Raw genomic sequence first — 17,923 nt, 5'->3', positions numbered from 1 at the left:
GGCCAGGCGTAGATGCACTTTTTACGGAAATCTGCCAAAGCCATTTCCACTTTTTTCCGCCTCATCCGGTTTACTGGATAAGGATTGACGCGTCGCCATGGCGCCGCCTGCTGTCAAAGCAGGCGGTGCTCATGCAGCCACTGCCGCATGCCCCCTTGCACCGGCCCACCAGGCTGAGCACAGAGAGGCGTTTGCCATGCACAAGCTACGCCCAGCTCGCAGCACATCTGGTCGGCCATAGGCCAAGTCGGGATGCAAAGCGTGGGTGGTGATGAGTCCCGGTCCACCGCTTGAATCAATCAATCGAACCGAGGAAAAAGAGGGTCAGCATGTCTCGTCACCAAACTCATCATCGTTCCACATCCGCGCAGCCACTGCGGTTCGTCCTGCGCCTCATGGTGCTGGCCGTACATCTGGCCATGGTCGGCGGGATTGTTTTCGGTGCTGGCTGGGCCGACCAGGCGCACGCGCAACAGGCGGCGCCTGCTGCGGGCGGCCAAGCCGGCGCAACAACCGGCCAGCGTACTTACGACATCCCGGCCGGACCATTGAACACGGTGCTGGTGCGCTTCCTCGCCGAATCCGGCGTGTTGCTTTCCGGCAGCACCGAACTCGCGCGAGGCAAGAACAGTCCGGGCGTTAAAGGCCGCTATACCCCCCGCACCGCGCTCGCAGCCCTACTGGCTGGCACCGGTCTTGAGGCAAAGGCGGATGCGCAAGGGTACTATGAGCTACGTACTGCAGCAGTGGTCAGTGCGCCGTCCACCAGCGCCGACCCACCCACGCTCCCCCCATCTGGGTCATCGGCGAAGCCGAGTCGGGTGAGGGTCCAGTCAAGGGCTACGCAGCGGAACGCAGCACGGCAGGCACAAAAACCGACACGCCCATCCTTGAAACCCCGCAGTCGGTGACCGTGATCGGCGCCGAAGAAATGGAAACCCGCAACACGCGCGACCTCTCCGAGGTGCTGAACTATACGGCGGGTGTGATCCCTCGCACCGAGGCGGCCGACCGCACGGGCGACGGCTTCATCATCCGCGGCTTCGAAGCCGCCGCCGGCAGCATCTACCGCGACGGCATGCCGCTGACCGTCAATTTCTACGACGGCCAGCAGGAGCCCTACGGCCTGGAGCGCGTCGAAGTGCTCAAGGGGGCCGCCTCGCTGCTCTACGGCGCCACGGCGCCGGGCGGCATCGTCAATCTGGTCACCAAGCGCCCCACGCGCACGCCCCTGCGCGAGCTCAATGTCGAGTACGGCTCCTTCGATCGCAAGCAGGTGTCGGGCGACTTCGGCGGACCCATCGGCGGCAGCGACACCGAGCCTTCGGCCTGGTCCTATCGCGCCACCTTCCTCAAGCGCGAGAGCGACGCGTTCGTCGACCATGTGCCCGACGACCGCGACTTCTTTGCCGGCGCGTTGCGCTGGCAGCCTTCCGCCGCCACGTCCCTGACGATCCGGGCGGAGTACCTGAACCGCGACACGATCTACGTCAACGGCCTGCCCGCCGAAGGCACCGTGTGGCCGAACCCCAACGGCAAGATCGCGCGCAGCTATTTCCCCGGCATCCCGGGCTGGAACCGCTACGACAGCACCAGCCGGTCGGTGGGCTACGACTTCGAGCATGCCTTTAACGCCACGCTCAAGCTTCGGCACGTGGGCAACTACACGAAGACCAAGACCGCCATGTACGACGGCGGCCCCACCGGCCTGTCCGCCGACCAGTCCAGCGGCCAGCGCAACTTCGCCCTGAGCCGCGACGACGCTTCGCGCCGGCTCACCACCAGCACCTACCTGGAGGCGAAGTTCGATACCGGGCCGGCCGCGCACACGCTGCTCGCCGGCGTGGACACGAGCAATTCGAGATGGGGCACCGACTTCTTCAACTACGACGTGACGGGCGGCGCGCCGCAGAGCTATTTCGATCCCGCCTACGATCTCTCGGTCGACCGCTCGACGGCTCGTCGCAATTACTACTACGACGACACCCGGCAGGAGAGCGTGGGCATGTATCTCCAGGACCAGGTCAAGATCAACGACCGTCTGGTGCTGCTCGGCGGCCTGCGCCACGAGCGCTTCCGCACGCGCACGACGCCGCAGGACGGCGTCACGCCGCCGACGCGTGAAAGCGTGTCGGCCAACACCGGCCGCCTCGGCGTGGTCTACCTGTTCGACAACGGCGTGGCGCCCTTTGCCAGCTACAGCCAGTCCTACCAGCCCGAGGCCGGCAAGGACAGGCTGGGCAATTCCTTCAAGCCCACCGAAGGCGAACAGTTCGAGGTCGGCGTGCGCTGGCAGCCCAAGGGCAGCGACACCCTGCTTTCGGCCGCCCTCTACCAATTGACCCGCACCAACATCACCGTCCCCGACCCGCTCGACTGGACGGCCTACGCCCAGATCGGCGAAGTCCGAGCGCGCGGTCTCGAGCTCGAGGCGCGCGCGGCGGTCACGCGCAACACACGGGTCATCGCCAACTACACCTACACCAGCGCCGAAACCACCAAGACCAGCCCCTGGACCCCCGAACTGGCCGGCCAGCGCAACGGCGGCGTGCCCAAGCATGCGGCCTCCCTCTGGGTCGATCATGACTTCGGCAGCCTCGGCCTGCCCGAGCTGCGCGTCGGCGCGGGGGTGCGCTACATCGGCGAGACCCCGGCGCTGTTCCGCAACGACCTGACCGTGGCAAGCTATACGCTGGTCGACGCGATGGCGAGCTACACGTACGGGCCGTGGCGCTTCGCCGTGAACGCGAACAACCTGTTCGACAAGAACTACGCAACGTGCACGTACAACTGCTTCTACGGCGAAGAGCGGCGCATCGTGGGCTCGGTATCCTACCGCTGGTAAAGACAGCCCGCCCGGCCTTTCTCCCGGCCCGTGCCGGCCAGCCGGGCAAGTCGACGAACAACGCTGCCCAGTGTCCGCGCATGGCGGAGCGCGCCAGCCAGGCCTCCCGGATCGTCTGGACGCGCTGCCGCTACTTGTGTGTCAGACGGATCGGCGCGCGGTCCGGGCGCGCCATCACATCGATGAGGCCCACCTACGCCACGTTCCTGTCCGGCGCCAATTGCCGGGCTTTCTCCAGCGCGATCTCGCCGCCCCAGGACCAGCCGGCCACGATGCAGCGGCCGTGCGGCGCATGCTCGCGGACGTGTACGCGGCGTAGCGGAAAGCCAGCGCCGGCCCATTATCGCATGGCTGATGAAGGCGTGCGCCTTGGAACGCGTCGCCCAGGCTGGCGACGATTGCCTCGTACTTGCCAGCCACCTGCCGCTCGGGCACGGAGACGACTTCCGATACCAAGGTTCATGGACTTTGTCGCATTGCATATCTAGGTGTGAATCGTCAAGAGGTTGTATCCATCGAGATTGAGTCTGGAGATGGGTACAGCGCAGCCGATGCCTTGGTGCGGGCGATGCCAGTTGTAGTGGTGTAGCCAGGATTTCATGGCATCGGCTCGTTGCTGTGAGTTCTGGTAGGTGTAGGCGTAGGCCCACTCGCGCAAGGCCGACTGGATGAATCGTTCTGCCTTGCCGTTGGTCTGTGGCCGATAGGGCCGGGTGAAGCGATGCTTGATGCTCAGTTCACGGCAGGCGGCAGAGAAGGCCCGGCTACGGAAGGCCGAACCGTTGTCGGTCAGCAGTCTGCGCACGGTCACGCCCAGGCGTTGGTAGTAGGCCACCGCGTTCTTGAGGAACTGGACTGCGCTGGGGAAACGTTCGTCGGGATGGATGTCGGTAAAGGCCACGCGGGCGTGGTCATCGATGGCGACGAACACGAAGTCCCAGCCGGCGCCGTCCACGCCATCGCGGCGGTTACCTGTGACCCGGTGGCTGGGTCGCACGATGCGCCCGAGCTTCTTGATGTCGAGGTGTAGCAGCTCACCCGGGGCAGGATGCTCGTAGCGCACGACCGGCTCGGCCGGATCCAGATCGGCCAGACGCGAGAGCCCGGCACGGGCCAGCACGCGACTGACGGTGCTGGCTGACACGCCCAGGGCTTGGGCGATACGGGATTGGGTCAGGCGTTTGCGACGCAACTCGATGACGGCCAACGCCTTGGCCGGCGCAATCGCCCTGGGCGAGACCGCGGGACGCGAGGACGCATCGGCCAGCCCTGGCTCGCCCTGGGCCAGGAACCGCCCCAGCCACTTGCGCACCGTGGGCGCAGTTACCCCATAGGCCTGAGCCGCTTGAGAGACGCTGAACTGCTTGGCAATCAGCTGATGGACCATTTCGAGTCGACGCAGGAAAGTCAATCGGGCATGCTTATGCGTGTTCATCCGGCTGGGCTCCTGAGAATCCTGGGTGTTGTGGTGACTTCCAGTTTCTCAAACCCAGTTCGGATGAACCATGCATACAACCTATTGAATCTTCACATCTAGGCGCACAGGCGAAGGCCTGATGACTGCCCTCTCCCTCGTGCGCCGCACGAAGCATGCACAACCTGCCTACCCATCAGAACGAAACCATCTCGGCCGGATTGATCAGACTCTTCAGGCCAAGCGCGCCCTTGACCATCGGGATCGCCACCGCTCCCAGGTAATGACCGAGAGGAATGTTGTCATGCTCGATGCGCGTGAGCATGGCGAAGTCGTCGTTGCGGCCAGTGATGTCTTCGTTGCCCACCAAGATCAGCGTGGGCATCGACCTCGAGATACTGCTCGGCGGCCGCGATGCACAGTTCGTGATCGAAGGCCTGTACCGGCTACGCGAGACCAAGGTCGAAGCGCTGAACGTCGTCCGGGCCGAGGGAATTGGCCCCAACGGCCGCAGCTTCGAGCCCTGGGACTTCGGCATTCCACAGATCGACAGCCTCCTGGCCCACCTCGGCGCGGAGCCCGTCGAGGCCTTGCCGGGCACACCGGAGGAACGCTGACATGGGACCAACCCCGTACCAGTACCTGCCGCCGTGGGCCAGGGTCACGATCGAGCGCTTGGACTCCTACACCGAGCCGGTCCGACCCGACGAGATCCCGCCAGGCACGCTGCGCCTGATCCGGCTCGCCCGCGAGGGGCGTCCTGTGCGCCGCCCCAGCGGCGGCAACGTCACCGAACTGGCACGCGTGCTGGGCGTCAGCCGCTCCACCCCGCATCGGCGCATCCAGAAGCTGGCACTGGGGCGGCGCAACAGCCGCTGGATGGGCGCCTGAAGCCGGTTCAGCATGCCTTTTCTCAGGTGCTGACCGCATCCATGCTGTGCGCCAGCGCGGTGTAGATCGCCGGCACCAGGCTTTGCGAGGCATTGAAGCGCATGAAGCAGCCAGCGCCTTGCGAGAGGGAAAATGCATTGCCGGGCGCCAGCACCATGCGATGTATCTGCAGCGCATGTTGCGACAAGATAGCGGCATCGACCCCGTCCGGCAACTGGCACCACAGGAACATCCCGGCCTGCGGCTGGTGCCAGGGCTGGATGCCCAGACGCCGCAGACGCTCGATGGTCAGCCCCATCGCATCGGCCAGCCTTGCACGCAAGGCATTCATGTGGCGCTGGTAGGTGCCGCCAGCCAGCAGCGTGTGCAGCAACTCGGCCGAAAAGTGGCCGGATTCAAATGCCGTGGCCAACTTCAGGTCCACCAGTTGCCCGATCCAGTCCGCCCGCGTGGCGATGTGGCCTACCCGCACCGAGGCCGACAGCGTCTTCGAGAAACTGCCAACGTACACCACCCGCTGCAGGCCATCCAGCGCCGCCAGGCGCGGCGCCGGATGGTGCTCGAAATCGGCGAGCACATCGTCCTCAATGATGGTCAGTTCGTGCTGCGCCGCCAGCACCAGCACCTGGTGTGCCACCGCGGCGCTGAGGCTGGCGCCGGTCGGGTTGTGCAGCGCGGCATTGGTCAGGTACAGGCGCGGGCGGTGCTGCGCCAGGCATTGCGCCAGCGCCGCCACGTCCGGGCCCTGCGGGGTGTAGGGCACGCTGACGACCTCGGCGCGGTGCGCGCGCAGCATCGCCTGGAAGCTGAAGTAGCACGGATCGTCCACCAGCACGGTATCGCCCGGCTGCAGCAGAAAACGGCACAACAGGTCGACCGCCTGCGTGCCGGATTCGGTCAGCATCAACTGCGCCGGCGCGGCGCGGATGCCGCGCTCGGCCAGCCGGTGCGAGAGCAACTGGCGCAATTGTGGCGAGCCCTGTGGTGTACCGTAGCCGGTCAACGGCGCCAGCGCGCGGCGCGAGAGCGTGCGCAGGGCGCGGCGGATGTCCTGCTCGGGCATCCACGTCTCGGGCAGCCAGCCGCACCCGGGCTTGAGGCTGGCGGCATCGGCCAGCAGCGACTGGCGCGTCACCCACACCGGATCGCTGTGCGGCGCCAGGCCTGGCTGCACTTCGGCCACGCTGAACGGCGTGAGCTGGCGCCCGACGTAGAAGCCCGAGCCGGGCCGCGACTCAATCAGCCCTTGCGCCACCAATCGGGCATAGGCCTCCACCACCGTTGAGCGCGCCACCCCCAACGCCTCGGCCTGCGCCCGAACCGACGGCAGGCGCTTGCCCGCGCACAGGCTGCGGCTTTCGATGCGCTGGCGCACATCGCGCATAACCTGCTCGACGCGGGTGGGCACGGTAGTCCCCTCGGCAGCAGGCGGAGTCTCGGCAGGTGATGGCGCTTGGGACATGGAAAATAGATGGCGAAAAGGATGGCATCGTGCACACAACAACCGTACCGATCGTTGAGCAGTACGGTTTTGTTGAATTGTACTGAAATCGTACCTTCCACTCACGCATGGCGATTCCTATCATGAGGCGTTTTCCACCTTTGACGGACAAGCCGCATGTCTAGCGCCACTGTATCCACCACCTCTTCTGCAACCGCCCCCACCACGCCGCTCAGCGACTCCCAATGCCTGAAGATCGGCCTGGCCGAAATGCTCAAGGGTGGCGTCATCATGGACGTCTGCACCGCCGAGCAGGCCCGCATCGCCGAGGTTGCCGGCGCCTGCGCGGTGATGGCGCTGGAGCGTGTGCCGGCGCAGATCCGGGCGCAAGGCGGCGTGGCGCGCATGGCCAATCCGCGCCTGATCCAGGACATCATGGCCACCGTCTCCATCCCCGTGATGGCCAAGGCCCGCATCGGCCACTTCGCCGAAGCGCAGGTGCTGCAGCAGCTCGGCGTGGATTTCATCGACGAAAGTGAAGTGCTCACGCCTGCCGACGAAGTCCACCACATCGACAAGCAGGCGTTCGAGACGGCTTTCGTCTGCGGCGCGCGCAACCTGGGCGAGGCGCTGCGCCGCATCGCCGAAGGTGCGGCGATGATCCGCACAAAGGGCGAAGCTGGCACCGGCGACGTTGTACACGCCGTCAAGCACATGCGCCAGATCTTGGCCGACATCCGCGCCCTCACCGCACTGCGCGGCGATGAGCTGTACGTCGCCGCGCGGGACTTGCGTGTGCCGCTGGAACTGGTGCGCCAGGTGGCCGAGAGCGGCTCGCTGCCGGTGCCCAACTTCTCGGCCGGAGGCATCGCTACGCCGGCCGATGCCGCGCTGCTGCGTCAACTCGGCGCGCAGGCCATATTCGTGGGCTCCGGCATCTTCATGAACAACGGGCAAGAATTCGCCACGCCGGCGCAGGCCGAGCAACGCGCTCGCGCCATCGTGCGCGCCTGCACGCATTACGAAGAAGCCGCGATCCTGACTGAATGTAGCGCCGATTGCGACAGCACCATGCAGGGGCTGGCCGTCTCCACGCTGGAGCCCACCGCCCTGCTGCAAGCGCGCGGCGACTGAGACAATCGATGGCATCCCCCACCATCGGTGTACTGGCACTGCAAGGCGCCTACGCCGCCCACCAACGGATGCTGCATGGCATGGGCGTGGCCACGCGCGAGGTGCGCCAGCCGCAGGATTTGGCCGGCCTGGATGGCCTGGTCCTGCCGGGCGGCGAATCGACCACGCAGTTGCACTTCCTGCAGCAAGGCGATTTCTGGCCCGCGTTGCAGCAGTTTCTTACCACGCGCCCCTGCCTAGGCACCTGCGCCGGCCTGATCCTGCTGGCGTGCAGCGTGCAACCAACCCAACCCAGCCTGGGCGTGCTGGACGTCACCGTGCAACGCAACGCCTACGGCCGCCAACGCGATTCGCGCATCCGCCAGGCCGACACCACCCTGCCCGGCGGCCCGATGGAACTGGTGCTGATCCGCGCCCCGCGCATCGTGGACGCCGGCGCAGCCGTGCAAGTGCTGGCGCAGTGCGATGGCGACCCGGTGCTGGTGCGCCAGGGCCACGCCATCGGCTGCAGCTTCCATACCGAACTGTGCAACGACACGCGAGTGCACCAATTGCTGGTGAATGCTTGCCGCAACGAACTGTAGCAAAGCCAAGGAGAGCATGGCAGGCAGACGGTGCAGATTAAATGCGTTGCCCAGGTCGAACGCGGCGATGTTGAGGTTGGACGCCAGGTTGGCCCTTTGTGGGCCGGCCTGCTGCAGCACCTGCATCTGCATCGGTGCGACTGTCAGGAAAGGCCCTGGGAGATCCCACCGACTTCGGCGAGTGATCCCGGCGACCCAGTAACACCCTCAGCACCCGACGCCATCCCGCGCCGGGTGTTTCCCCTGCGGATGCCATGTCCGCACGGACTGGCTCCGCACTATTCGACCTGGAGCCAGTACATACCAAACAACTACTACGACGCCACTGACGCCCTGACCGGCGCGCCGAACGTCAGTGCATTGGCCAGTCTGCTTAACGGCACAATCGTCTTCGAGACCAATCGCCACCGGTCTAACTTGCGGTAGCCAGCCTATGCCGCTATGCCATCGCTACCAGCGATGGCACCAGCTACGGAGACGCTTGTCGTATCGCAGCTGGATAGCGTGGCGTTCGGCTTGGGCCGTTCCGATCTTGATGGAAGCGCTGGCTGGATTCGAACCAGTCTGTACGGAGTCGCAATCCGCTGCACAGCCTCTCTGCCGCCTCAGTTATGTCCTATGCCAATATAGTATATTGTCCTATCATTGACTGCACAAGACCACCCGTCGGCTAGCTCATTGGTGACCTGGCTTGAATCCCGGCGTCCGGCCAGGCTGGTGCGTTCCCAATTCCGCGTGCTCAACGGCAAACGGTGTGTGGTCGGTGACAGGTGGTGATTTTCGATGAACGATGGACAGGAGAAACGGATGAAGAAGTATCGGCTTGCAGTCGATGTGGACGAAGTGCTTGCGGACACCCATGCCGCTCTGGCGGCCTGGTATCGGGACACCCATGGCTATTGCTGGTCGGCTGAACAGTTGGCGAGGACACCGCTGCCGTCACTGGTGAGCGCCGAACATGCGCGGGGACTGGAAGAAATGCTGCATGAAGGCGAAATCTTCCGGCATCTCAACGTCATGCCCGGCAGCCAACTTGCGCTGGATCGGCTGATGGGCAGATTCGAAATCTTCATCGTCACGGCGGCGATGGAGTATCCAGCCTCGTGCGCCGCCAAGTATGCTTGGCTGCAGGAGCACTTTCCGTTCATCCACCCATTGAACATCGTTTTCTGTGGGGACAAGAGCATCGTGTCCGCCGACCTGCTGGTCGACGACTGCGCTCGTCATTTCACCCATTTCGGCGGCCAGGGGGTTCTGTTCGACGCGTCCCACAATCGTACGGTGAATTGGCCGATACGGGTCGAAGGGTGGACCCAGGCGCTCAGCTTCCTGGAGGCGTGGGGGCGCCCGTCGTCTAATGACCCGGGTGGGGACGACTGGCGGCCGATCTAGGCAGGTTTCCCGCCCCCGCCCCGGGAACGTCAATTTTTTTAGGGTCAAAAGCTAATATGGGAACGGCAAGTGTCCGTCGACGGACATGAGCGTCTGGATCGAACCGCCCTGTCCGCTGCGTCACCCGTGAGCTTCGAGGGGCTGTGCCGGGACGATCGCCTGTCAGCGTACGTGGCCAATGCCGACGGGCTTGTGGCAACTCGTGCTTGTCCGCCGAAGCATGACTGAACGCATTCAGACCTACGCGAGACCAAGGTCGAAGCGCTACACGTCGTCCGGGCCGAGGGCATTGGCCTCAACGGCCGCAGCTTCGAGCCATGGGACTTCGGCATTCCACAGATCGACGGTCTCCTGGCCCGCTTCGGCGCGGATCCCGTCAAGGCCTTGCCGGACGCACCGGAGGAACGCTGACATGGGACCAACCCCGTACCACTACCTGCCGCTGTGGGCCAGGGTCACGATCGAGCGCCTGGACTCCTACACCGAGCCGGTCCGACCCGACGAGATCCCGCCAGGCACGCTGCGCCTGGTCCGGCTCACCCGCGAGGGCGTCCTGTGCGCCGGCGACCTAGTCGCCACGCGCCGGCTGGGTGCCTGCGAAGTCATGCGCGTCCACACGCAGCAGTCGATGGAGGTCAAGTCCCAATCCTCGGGCCAGCACTACCTGCTCAGCGAGCTCGACTTCGGGGCCGACGCGCGCATCGCCACGGAACAGCCCGTGAGCGATGCTCCGTAGCCCAGCCATCCAGCCGCGATCCGCCCCCTTGGGGCTGGCTGGCGGGCCGCACATCACGGCAAGCCGAGAGCTTGGTGTGGTGGCCCGGCCCTTGGCCGGACGCTCACCCATGCTGACGACTTACCTGCTGCGGCGCGAGGGCGAAGTGTCGGAAGTGCTGTCGCGATTCATGGAACGGGTGCAGGCCATCGACCTGCCCGAAGGCACAAGGCCCGCGCTGCCGCTAGAACCCGATCCCCAGGAGGAAATCGAGTTATGAAGGGAATGACACCTTTGCTGTTGGCAGCGGTTCTCACGGCCTGTGGTCAATCCGAAACACCGACGCAGGCCAACGTGCCGACTGTTGACGAACTGGCCGCCGACCCGGTGCGCTTGAAGGAACTACGCCAGCAATGCAAGACCGACCACGCAACGCTGGGCGACGTGTTGTGCAACCGTGTGACCGAGACCACGCGACAGCGATTCTACGGCGATGGCAAGACGCCCCACACGCCATCAGAGACACTGCAGAAGTTCTGAAAAGCCCCGACGCTACACGATAGGCTCGATGACGGCATGGGGGGCCCTGTCTGGTGCCGTGGCGGCCCGTGATTGAGCAACGGCTGGGGCACCCTGTCGCCGCGACAATGCGTGGCGACAGGGTGCTGTGGGAGATCGGACGGCATCGCGGGATCTCTCGCTGATCGCTTCCGTAGGCGGTATCGATATCAGGGCCGCTCCAGAATCCTCGGCCCAGGCCCCTGCTCGCCCAGTACGTCCAGCGGATTGCGCAGCGGACACTCATCGAGCGACAGGCAGCCGCAGCCAATGCAACTGTCCAGCTCGTCGCGCAGGCGCGTGAGTTTCTGGATGCGCTCGTCGAGACTCGTGCGCCAACGTGACGACAGCTCCTGCCACTGCACGGCGCTGAGTTTGCTGCCCGGCGGGTAGCGCCCCAGCGCTTCCTTGATTTCCTCCAAGGGAATGCCGGTGCGCTGCGCCACTTTGATAACGGCGATGTGGCGCAGCACCACCGACGGAAAGCGGCGCTGGTTGCCGGCGTTGCGGGTGCTGGCGATCAGGCCTTTCGATTCGTAGAAATGGATGGTGGAGACCGGCACGCCCGCGCGATGGGCCACTTCGCCCACCGTCATCAGCCTTGAAAAATCCATTGGTTTCTTCGCGTTCATGTGCTTGACCTAAACTTAACTTGAGGTTTTATAGTTCACAGCGTTTCATTTGGCAACCGCGGTTGCCGATCTCCCTGCAACCCATGCGGTCGTCGTGCCTTTGCGCGTGTGTGGCCGCTTCTTTCATCAGGAGTGAACGCGCATGCGCCCCTTCATCGACAACGCTTTGGACAGCCGCTGGCTGTGGATCACCGCCCGCATCCTGCTGGCGGTGGTGTTTCTTTCATCCGGCCTGGCCAAGCTGATCGACTTCCAGGGCGGGCTCGCGGAAATGCGCGCGGCGGGGCTGGAGCCGGACTGGCTGTTCAACATCGCCACCATCGTGGTGCTGCTTGGCGGCTCGGTGCTGCTGTTGCTCGATCGCGCGCTTGGGTTGGGGGCCGGCGCGCTGGCGCTATTCCTGCTGCTGACCATCGTAGTGGTGCATCGTTTCTGGGCACTGCCGGAGGCGCACGCCAAGGAGGCGATGTTCTGGGCGCTGGAGCACACCACGGTGATCGGCGGCCTGATCGCAGCGGCGATTGCCAGCCGCCTGCGTCGCCGGCTGGAGGGGCGGGCATGAGCGCGCGCATGATTTCACGCAGTCTGGTGTTGGTGTGCACCGTGTGGCTGGCGGCCTGCACGTCGGGCGCGGACGAAGGGGGCGGCTGGCCGGCCACCAAGGTGGCGCTGGCCACGGTCGAGCGTGCCGAGGCGCCGCGCGCCTTCCACGGCGTCGGCGAACTGGAGGCGGCGCAGCAGGTGGAACTGGCGGCGGAAACCGCCGGGCGCATCACCCGCATCGCCTTCGCATCCGGGCAGCGGGTCAAGCAGGGCGAATTGCTGGTGCAGCTCAACGATGCGCCCGAGCAGGCCGAGCGCCTGCGGCTGCGCGCGCAGTTGCGCAATGCCGAGAGCGTGCTGGCGCGCACCCGTCAGTTGCGCGCCGACCAGGTGACCACGCAGGAGCAGCTCGACAACGCCCAGGCGGCACATGACATGGCGCAGGGCGAACTGCGCAGGATCGAGGCGGTGATCGCGCAGAAGGCGATCCGCGCGCCGTTCACCGGGACGATGGGTATTCGTCGTGTGCACGAGGGGCAGACCCTCCAGGCCGGCGATGCCATCGCCAGCCTGGTCGATGCCGGCACGATCAACGTGAACTTCGCATTGGACGAGCAGACGGTCGCGCAACTGCAGCCGGGCCAGCCGGTCGAGGTCCGCGTCGATGCCTGGCCGCAGCGCCGCTTTGCTGCACAGGTCACGGCGGTCGATCCGCTGATCGCCAGCTCGCGCACGGTGCAGGTGCAGGCCGCCCTTCCGAACGCGGAAGGACTGTTGCAGGCCGGCATGTTCGCCAACGTGCGCGTGCTGCCCCGGCAGCCCACGCCGGTGCTGGCTGTGCCGGAAACCGCGGTGAGCTACAGCGCCTACGGACAGACGGTGTTCGTGGCCGAGCCGAACGAGTACCAGGGCCTGAGCGTGCGCCGTGTCGCGGTGACGACCGGCGAGCGCTGGGAGGGCCGGGTGGAGATCGTCTCCGGTTTGAAGGAAGGCGATCAAGTGGTGGTGTCCGGCCAGCTCAAGCTCAGTGACGGCATGCCCGTCGAGCCGGTGGCGCACGACACGCTGCATGGCGGAGGCGCTGCGCCCGAACCTGAGGCGGATGCGGCGCAGGGCCAGACGCAGGAGCAGGCATCATGACCTTCACCGACGTGTTCGTGCGCCGTCCGGTGCTGGCGCTGGTGGTCAGCAGCCTGATCGTGCTGCTGGGCCTGTTCGCGCTGGGCAAGCTGCCGATCCGGCAGTATCCGACGCTGGAAACCTCAACCATCACGGTCAGTACCGAATACCCCGGCGCCTCCGCCGAGCTGATGCAGGGCTTCGTGACCCAGCCGATCGCGCAGGCGGTGTCCTCGGTCGAGGGCATCGACTACCTGTCGTCCTCGTCCGTGCAGGGCCGCAGCACGGTCACGTTGCGGATGGAACTGAACCGCGACTCGACCCAGGCGCTGACCGAGACCATGGCGAAGGTCAACCAGGTTCGCTACCGCCTGCCCGAACGGGCTTACGACCCGGTGATCGAGCTGTCGGCCGGCGATTCGACGGCAGTGGCCTACGTTGGCTTTTCCACTGGAAGCCTGTCCACGCCAGAACTGACCGACTACCTGTCGCGCGTGGTCGAGCCGCTGTTTTCCGGTATCCCCGGTGTGGCCAAGGTGCAGACCTTCGGCGGCCAGCGGCTGGCGATGCGCCTGTGGCTGGATGCCGACCGTCTGGCCGGGCGCGGCCTGACCGCCACGGATGTGGCCGAGGCGGTACGCCGCAACAACTACCAGGCCGCGCCGGGCCAGGTGCGCGGGCAGTACGTGATCTCCAATGTGCGGGTCAACTCCGACCTGACCAGCGTGGAGGAATTCCGCGATCTGGTGATTCGCAACGACGGCAATGGTCTGGTGCGCCTGCGCGACGTGGGCACGGTGGAGCTGGGCGCAGCGGCCACCGACACCAGCGCCACGATGGATGGCGAGCCCGCCGTCCACCTGGGGTTGTTCCCGACGCCCGCGGGCAATCCGCTGGTCATCGTCGATGGCATCCGCCAGTTGCTCCCGGAGATCGAGAAGACGCTGCCGCCGGGTGTCAGGATGGATCTGGCCTACGAGACGGCCCGCTTCATCGAGGCCTCGATCGACGAAGTGCTGCGCACGCTGCTGGAGGCCGTGCTGATCGTGGTGCTGGTGATCTGGCTGTGCCTGGGGTCGCTGCGCAGCGTCATCATCCCGGTGGTCACGATTCCGTTGTCGATGCTGGGTGCCGCCGGGCTGATGCTGGCCTTCGGCTTCAGCATCAACCTGCTGACCTTGCTGGCGATGGTGCTGGCGATCGGGCTGGTCGTGGACGACGCCATCGTGGTGGTGGAAAACGTGCATCGCCATATCGAGGAAGGCAAGACACCCGTGGCGGCGGCGCTGATCGGTGCGCGCGAGATTGCTGGGCCGGTGATCGCGATGACACTGACGCTGGCGGCCGTCTACGCGCCGATCGGTCTGATGAGTGGACTGACCGGTGCGCTGTTCCGCGAGTTCGCGCTGACGCTGGCCGGAGCCGTGATTGTCTCGGGCGTGGTGGCGCTGACGCTTTCGCCGGTGATGAGTTCTCTGCTGCTGAAATCCAGTCATCAGGACGGCGGACAGGGACGCATGGCACGGCTGGCCGAGGCGGTCTTTGGCGGTCTGGCGCGTCGCTACGGCAAAGTGCTGCGCTTCTCGCTGCGGCAGCGTTGGCTGAGCGGCGGCTTCGCTCTGCTGGTCTGCCTGAGCCTGCCTTTTCTCTACCAGATGCCGCAGCGAGAACTGGCTCCCCCGGAAGACCAGGCGGCGGTGCTGGCGGCCATCAAATCGCCGCAGCACACCAGCCTGGACTATGCCGAACGATTTGGCGAGGAATTGCACCGGGTGATGGCATCCATCCCTGAGACGACCGGCACCTGGATCATCAATGGCACCGATGGCCCCGCCGCCAGTTTCGGGGGGATCAACCTGTCCGAGTGGGGAGTGCGCGAGCGCAAGGAGCCGGAGATCGTCGCCGAGCTGCAGGGTGCCGCGGGCGGCATCGCGGGCAGCAGCATCTTCGCCTTCCAGGTCGCGCCGTTGCCGGGCGGCAGTGGTGGCCTGCCGGTGCAACTAGTGCTGCGCAGCGTGCAGGACTACCCGATACTGTACGAAGCGATGGAGGGCCTGAAGCAGCGTGCCCGCGAAAGTGGCCTGTTCGTCGTGGTCGACAGCGACCTGGAGTACGACAGCCCCGTGGTGCAGGTCACGATCGACCGGGCCAAGGCCGGCAGCCTGGGCATCGCCCTGCAGGACATTGGCGACTCGCTTGGCGTACTGGTCGGCGAGAACTACATCAACCGTTTCGCACTGTTCGGCCGTTCCTACGATGTCATCCCGCAGAGCGTGCGCGACCAGCGGTTGACGCCGCAGGCGCTGGCCCGCCAGTTCGTGCGTACCGGCGATGGCACCCTGGTGCCGCTGTCCACGGTGGTGCGGCTGGACCTGGGCGTGGAGCCCAACCGGCTCAACCAGTTCGACCAGCAGAATGCCGCCACCCTGCAGGCCATACCCGCACCTGGCGTATCGCTGGGCCAGGCCGTGGGATTTCTGGAACAGGCGGTGGCCGACCTGCCGCCCGGCTTCAGCCATGACTGGCAGTCCGAATCGCGCCAGTATGTGCAGGAAGGAAGCGCGCTGGTCTTCGCTTTCCTCGCGGCCCTGGTGGTGATCTACCTGGTGCTGGCCGCACAGTACGAGAGCCTGATCGACCCATTGATCATCCTGATCGCTGTGCCGCTGTCGATCTGCGGCGCGCTGCTGCCGCTGGCGCTGGGCTGGGCCACGCTCAACATCTACACGCAGATCGGATTGGTGACCTTGATTGGCCTCATCAGCAAGCACGGCATCCTGATGGTGGAATTCGCCAATGAGCTGCAAGTGAAGGAGCGCCTGGGCCGGACCGAGGCCATCGTCCGCGCCGCGCAGATCCGCCTGCGCCCGGTTCTGATGACCACCGGCGCGATGGCCTTCGGCGTGGTGCCGCTGCTGTTCGCCAGCGGGGCTGGCGCCAACAGCCGCTTCGGCCTGGGCGTGGTGATCGTCTGCGGCATGCTGGTGGGTACGCTGTTCACCCTGTTCGTGCTGCCGACGATCTACACCTGGCTGGCGCGAGACCACCGGGTTCAAAGCGCCCGTAGCCGCCAACTGGCCGAGATCGAACAAGCCGAAGGAGCGGCGGCATGAGGACAAGCCATATGAAAGTTCGCCTTATGGGGGCAACAGCGCTGGCTGTAGCGCTGTCGGGTTGCGCAGTGGGACCGAAGTACGTCAAACCCGATACGCCAGCCATCGCGCTGGCCAGCCCGCAAGCAGCGGAATTTGCGGTGGGCACGGCCGAGGCCATGCTCACCGACTGGTGGACCTTTTTCGAGGACGATGGCCTCAACCACTGGATCGACGCCGCGCTGGCGCACAACCACGACATCCGCCAGGCCCGGGCCAACCTGCTGGCCGCGCGTGCGATCTTCAACGAGCGCCGGCTGGACCGCCTGCCGGGCGTGACCAGCAGTGCAGGTTATGCTCGTGGCATCCAGCAGCAGGCCAGCAATAGCGGCGCGCGCACCCTGTCCGAATCTTGGCAGGCCGGCTTCGATGTGCAGTGGGAGATCGACTTGTTCGGTCGCCTGGACCGGCTGCAGCAGGCCGCCGTGGCACGCGCCGAGGCCAGCGAGGCCGAACTGGCACTGACCCGCCTGAGCATCGCCGCCGAGGTCGCGCGCACCTGGTTCGAGGCGCAGGCCCAGCGGCGCCAACTGGATGTTGCGCGGCAGGAAGTGGACAACTGGCGCGAGACGGTCAGGCTTGCGCAAGCCAGCCAGAACGCTGGTGCCGGGCTGCCAGAAGACGTGGAAAACGCCCGCGCCAACCTTCTGCGCAGCGAGGCGGCGCTCCCGCCGCTGACCGCCGCGCTGCAACAGGCGCGCCACCGCCTTGCGGTGCTGGCCGGCCAGCGCCCTGGCGAGGCCGGCTTGCCCGACCCCACCGACGCCCGCTTCGCGCCACTGGCCCGGCAATTGCCGCTGGGCGACGTCAACCGCCTGATCCTGGTGCGGCCGGACGTGGTGCAGGCCGAGCGCCTGCTGGCAGCCAGCGTCGCCGACGCCGGCGCCGCCACTGCCGAGCTGTATCCGCGCATCGACCTGGGCGGCTTCCTCGGCTTCTTCGCTCTGCGCGACGGCGATCTCGGCAGCGCCGCCTCGCGCGCCTTCCAGATCGCGCCGACAGTGTCGTGGCCCGCGCTGCGGCTGGGGAACGCTCGCGCCCGCCTGCGCGGCGCCGAGGCCGCGTCGGAAGGCGCGCTGGCCCGCTACGAACAGGCACTGCTGACCGCGCAGGAGGACGTCGAGAACGCCGTGACCGCGTTCGCCGAGCAGCAGCGCCAGCTCGCCGCGCTGTTGCAGTCGGCCAGCCACGCTCAGGCCGCGTTCGCCATTGCCGACACGCGCTACCGCGCCGGTTCCGGCAGCTACCAGGCCGTGCTGGAAAACCAGCGCACGCTGTTCCAGTTGCGCCGGCAGATCGCGCAGGAAGAAGCGGCCTCGCAGATGCAGGTGGTGGCGCTGTACAAGGCGCTGGGATGGGGGACGGGCGTTACCAATCAGGCCGTTGAGGTGGATGACCGCTGAGGCAGGCATGTCGCGTAGCACCTTCGTCGCCGTCCACACGGTTCGGCAGTGTTTCAGCGAACCCCACTTCCTGCATCGAAGGAGTATTCCGCGATGCAGG

At 66.0% G+C, this 17,923-nt stretch carries 17 protein-coding genes, 1 tRNA gene and 2 pseudogenes; 15 read left to right on the top strand and 5 right to left on the bottom strand.

What is annotated here, in order from left to right; all coding sequences use genetic code 11:
• The first annotated feature begins 329 nt into the window (after nt 1-329).
• Nucleotides 330-911, top strand: coding sequence for an STN domain-containing protein (locus AAG689_RS07110; protein WP_406625342.1), 582 nt, complete (start codon nt 330-332; stop codon nt 909-911).
• Nucleotides 908-2,845: a TonB-dependent siderophore receptor gene (locus AAG689_RS07105; RefSeq protein WP_406625341.1), complete on the top strand. Its 1,938-nt coding sequence runs from the start codon at nt 908-910 to the stop codon at nt 2,843-2,845. The genes AAG689_RS07110 and AAG689_RS07105 overlap by 4 nt, the downstream gene beginning before the upstream one ends.
• A 484-nt stretch (nt 2,846-3,329) precedes the next feature.
• Here the strand turns inward: AAG689_RS07105 and AAG689_RS07100 are convergent, their stop codons facing one another.
• Nucleotides 3,330-4,280 (bottom strand): IS481 family transposase, encoded by a 951-nt coding sequence (locus AAG689_RS07100; protein WP_406625340.1) that lies wholly within the window; start codon nt 4,278-4,280, stop codon nt 3,330-3,332.
• 175 nt (nt 4,281-4,455) lie between these two features.
• Nucleotides 4,456-4,644 (bottom strand): hypothetical protein, encoded by a 189-nt coding sequence (locus tag AAG689_RS07095; protein ID WP_406625339.1) that lies wholly within the window; start codon nt 4,642-4,644, stop codon nt 4,456-4,458.
• On the opposite strand from AAG689_RS07095, the gene AAG689_RS07090 reads away from it, so the two are divergent.
• The gene (locus AAG689_RS07090; protein ID WP_406625338.1) at nt 4,637-4,876 is read left to right on the top strand and encodes a hypothetical protein; all 240 of its coding nucleotides are present in this window, start codon (nt 4,637-4,639) and stop codon (nt 4,874-4,876) included. The genes AAG689_RS07095 and AAG689_RS07090 overlap by 8 nt on opposite strands.
• 1 nt (nt 4,877) lies before the next feature.
• Nucleotides 4,878-5,150 (top strand): helix-turn-helix domain-containing protein, encoded by a 273-nt coding sequence (locus tag AAG689_RS07085; RefSeq protein WP_406625337.1) that lies wholly within the window; start codon nt 4,878-4,880, stop codon nt 5,148-5,150.
• 22 nt (nt 5,151-5,172) lie between these two features.
• Here the strand turns inward: AAG689_RS07085 and AAG689_RS07080 are convergent, their stop codons facing one another.
• The gene (locus AAG689_RS07080) at nt 5,173-6,558 is read right to left on the bottom strand and encodes a PLP-dependent aminotransferase family protein (RefSeq protein ID WP_406625336.1); all 1,386 of its coding nucleotides are present in this window, start codon (nt 6,556-6,558) and stop codon (nt 5,173-5,175) included.
• A gap of 210 nt (nt 6,559-6,768) precedes the next feature.
• Between AAG689_RS07080 and pdxS the strand changes: the two genes are divergently transcribed.
• Nucleotides 6,769-7,725: a pyridoxal 5'-phosphate synthase lyase subunit PdxS gene (pdxS, locus tag AAG689_RS07075; RefSeq protein ID WP_406625335.1), complete on the top strand. Its 957-nt coding sequence runs from the start codon at nt 6,769-6,771 to the stop codon at nt 7,723-7,725.
• A gap of 8 nt (nt 7,726-7,733) precedes the next feature.
• Nucleotides 7,734-8,309 (top strand): pyridoxal 5'-phosphate synthase glutaminase subunit PdxT, encoded by a 576-nt coding sequence (gene pdxT, locus AAG689_RS07070; protein WP_406625334.1) that lies wholly within the window; start codon nt 7,734-7,736, stop codon nt 8,307-8,309.
• A 536-nt stretch (nt 8,310-8,845) separates the two neighbouring features.
• Here pdxT and AAG689_RS07065 read toward each other — a convergent pair.
• A tRNA-Arg gene (locus AAG689_RS07065) sits at nt 8,846-8,914 on the bottom strand.
• A 202-nt stretch (nt 8,915-9,116) separates the two neighbouring features.
• Between AAG689_RS07065 and AAG689_RS07060 the strand changes: the two genes are divergently transcribed.
• From AAG689_RS07060 to AAG689_RS07040, 5 genes and pseudogenes are all read left to right on the top strand, one after another.
• The gene (locus AAG689_RS07060; RefSeq protein ID WP_406625333.1) at nt 9,117-9,701 is read left to right on the top strand and encodes a 5' nucleotidase, NT5C type; all 585 of its coding nucleotides are present in this window, start codon (nt 9,117-9,119) and stop codon (nt 9,699-9,701) included.
• Nucleotides 9,702-10,113: 412 nt separating this feature from the next.
• Nucleotides 10,114-10,437: a hypothetical protein gene (locus AAG689_RS07055; protein WP_406625332.1), complete on the top strand. Its 324-nt coding sequence runs from the start codon at nt 10,114-10,116 to the stop codon at nt 10,435-10,437.
• A 28-nt stretch (nt 10,438-10,465) separates the two neighbouring features.
• Nucleotides 10,466-10,696: pseudogene (locus tag AAG689_RS07050) on the top strand (LysR family transcriptional regulator); the annotation flags it as partial.
• Nucleotides 10,693-10,956, top strand: coding sequence for an entry exclusion lipoprotein TrbK (locus tag AAG689_RS07045; protein WP_406625331.1), 264 nt, complete (start codon nt 10,693-10,695; stop codon nt 10,954-10,956). The pseudogene AAG689_RS07050 and the gene AAG689_RS07045, both read left to right, overlap by 4 nt.
• Before the next feature lie 24 nt (nt 10,957-10,980).
• Nucleotides 10,981-11,120, top strand: a pseudogene (locus tag AAG689_RS07040) (DUF3363 domain-containing protein); the annotation flags it as partial.
• A 24-nt stretch (nt 11,121-11,144) separates the two neighbouring features.
• On the opposite strand, the gene soxR reads toward AAG689_RS07040, so the two are convergent.
• A complete protein-coding gene (gene soxR / locus AAG689_RS07035; RefSeq protein ID WP_406625330.1) occupies nt 11,145-11,606 on the bottom strand; it encodes a redox-sensitive transcriptional activator SoxR in 462 nt (153 codons plus the stop codon).
• 142 nt (nt 11,607-11,748) lie between these two features.
• Between soxR and AAG689_RS07030 the strand changes: the two genes are divergently transcribed.
• Genes AAG689_RS07030 through AAG689_RS07015 form a run of 4 tightly spaced genes read left to right on the top strand, consistent with a single transcriptional unit; the run spans nt 11,749 to nt 17,823 of the window.
• Nucleotides 11,749-12,168: a DoxX family membrane protein gene (locus AAG689_RS07030; protein ID WP_406625329.1), complete on the top strand. Its 420-nt coding sequence runs from the start codon at nt 11,749-11,751 to the stop codon at nt 12,166-12,168.
• A gap of 8 nt (nt 12,169-12,176) precedes the next feature.
• Complete coding sequence (locus AAG689_RS07025) at nt 12,177-13,289, top strand: efflux RND transporter periplasmic adaptor subunit (RefSeq protein WP_406625328.1); 1,113 nt, start codon at nt 12,177-12,179, stop codon at nt 13,287-13,289.
• The gene (locus tag AAG689_RS07020; RefSeq protein ID WP_406625327.1) at nt 13,286-16,381 is read left to right on the top strand and encodes a MexW/MexI family multidrug efflux RND transporter permease subunit; all 3,096 of its coding nucleotides are present in this window, start codon (nt 13,286-13,288) and stop codon (nt 16,379-16,381) included. Before AAG689_RS07025 ends, AAG689_RS07020 begins: the two co-directional genes overlap by 4 nt.
• 11 nt (nt 16,382-16,392) lie before the next feature.
• A complete protein-coding gene (locus AAG689_RS07015) occupies nt 16,393-17,823 on the top strand; it encodes an efflux transporter outer membrane subunit (RefSeq protein ID WP_406625326.1) in 1,431 nt (476 codons plus the stop codon).
• Nucleotides 17,824-17,923 lie beyond the last annotated feature (100 nt).

It is taken from the genome of Acidovorax sp. SDU_ACID1 (genome assembly GCF_045291395.1).
Classification (GTDB): Bacteria; Pseudomonadota; Gammaproteobacteria; order Burkholderiales; family Burkholderiaceae_C; genus MR-S7.
Note: the sequence above shows the minus strand (reverse complement) of the source record. Positions and strands in the feature narration are given on the sequence as shown.

Coding starts and splice junctions, on each gene's coding strand:
- AAG689_RS07095 (WP_406625339.1), bottom strand. CDS start 4,644: ATGCCCACGCTGATCTTGGTGGGCAACGAAGACATCACTGGCCGCAAC.
- soxR (WP_406625330.1), bottom strand. CDS start 11,606: ATGAACGCGAAGAAACCAATGGATTTTTCAAGGCTGATGACGGTGGGC.
- AAG689_RS07030 (WP_406625329.1), top strand. CDS start 11,749: ATGCGCCCCTTCATCGACAACGCTTTGGACAGCCGCTGGCTGTGGATC.
- AAG689_RS07100 (WP_406625340.1), bottom strand. CDS start 4,280: ATGAACACGCATAAGCATGCCCGATTGACTTTCCTGCGTCGACTCGAA.
- pdxS (WP_406625335.1), top strand. CDS start 6,769: ATGTCTAGCGCCACTGTATCCACCACCTCTTCTGCAACCGCCCCCACC.
- AAG689_RS07045 (WP_406625331.1), top strand. CDS start 10,693: ATGAAGGGAATGACACCTTTGCTGTTGGCAGCGGTTCTCACGGCCTGT.
- pdxT (WP_406625334.1), top strand. CDS start 7,734: ATGGCATCCCCCACCATCGGTGTACTGGCACTGCAAGGCGCCTACGCC.
- AAG689_RS07110 (WP_406625342.1), top strand. CDS start 330: ATGTCTCGTCACCAAACTCATCATCGTTCCACATCCGCGCAGCCACTG.
- AAG689_RS07020 (WP_406625327.1), top strand. CDS start 13,286: ATGACCTTCACCGACGTGTTCGTGCGCCGTCCGGTGCTGGCGCTGGTG.
- AAG689_RS07060 (WP_406625333.1), top strand. CDS start 9,117: ATGAAGAAGTATCGGCTTGCAGTCGATGTGGACGAAGTGCTTGCGGAC.
- AAG689_RS07055 (WP_406625332.1), top strand. CDS start 10,114: ATGGGACCAACCCCGTACCACTACCTGCCGCTGTGGGCCAGGGTCACG.
- AAG689_RS07015 (WP_406625326.1), top strand. CDS start 16,393: ATGAAAGTTCGCCTTATGGGGGCAACAGCGCTGGCTGTAGCGCTGTCG.
- AAG689_RS07025 (WP_406625328.1), top strand. CDS start 12,177: ATGATTTCACGCAGTCTGGTGTTGGTGTGCACCGTGTGGCTGGCGGCC.
- AAG689_RS07085 (WP_406625337.1), top strand. CDS start 4,878: ATGGGACCAACCCCGTACCAGTACCTGCCGCCGTGGGCCAGGGTCACG.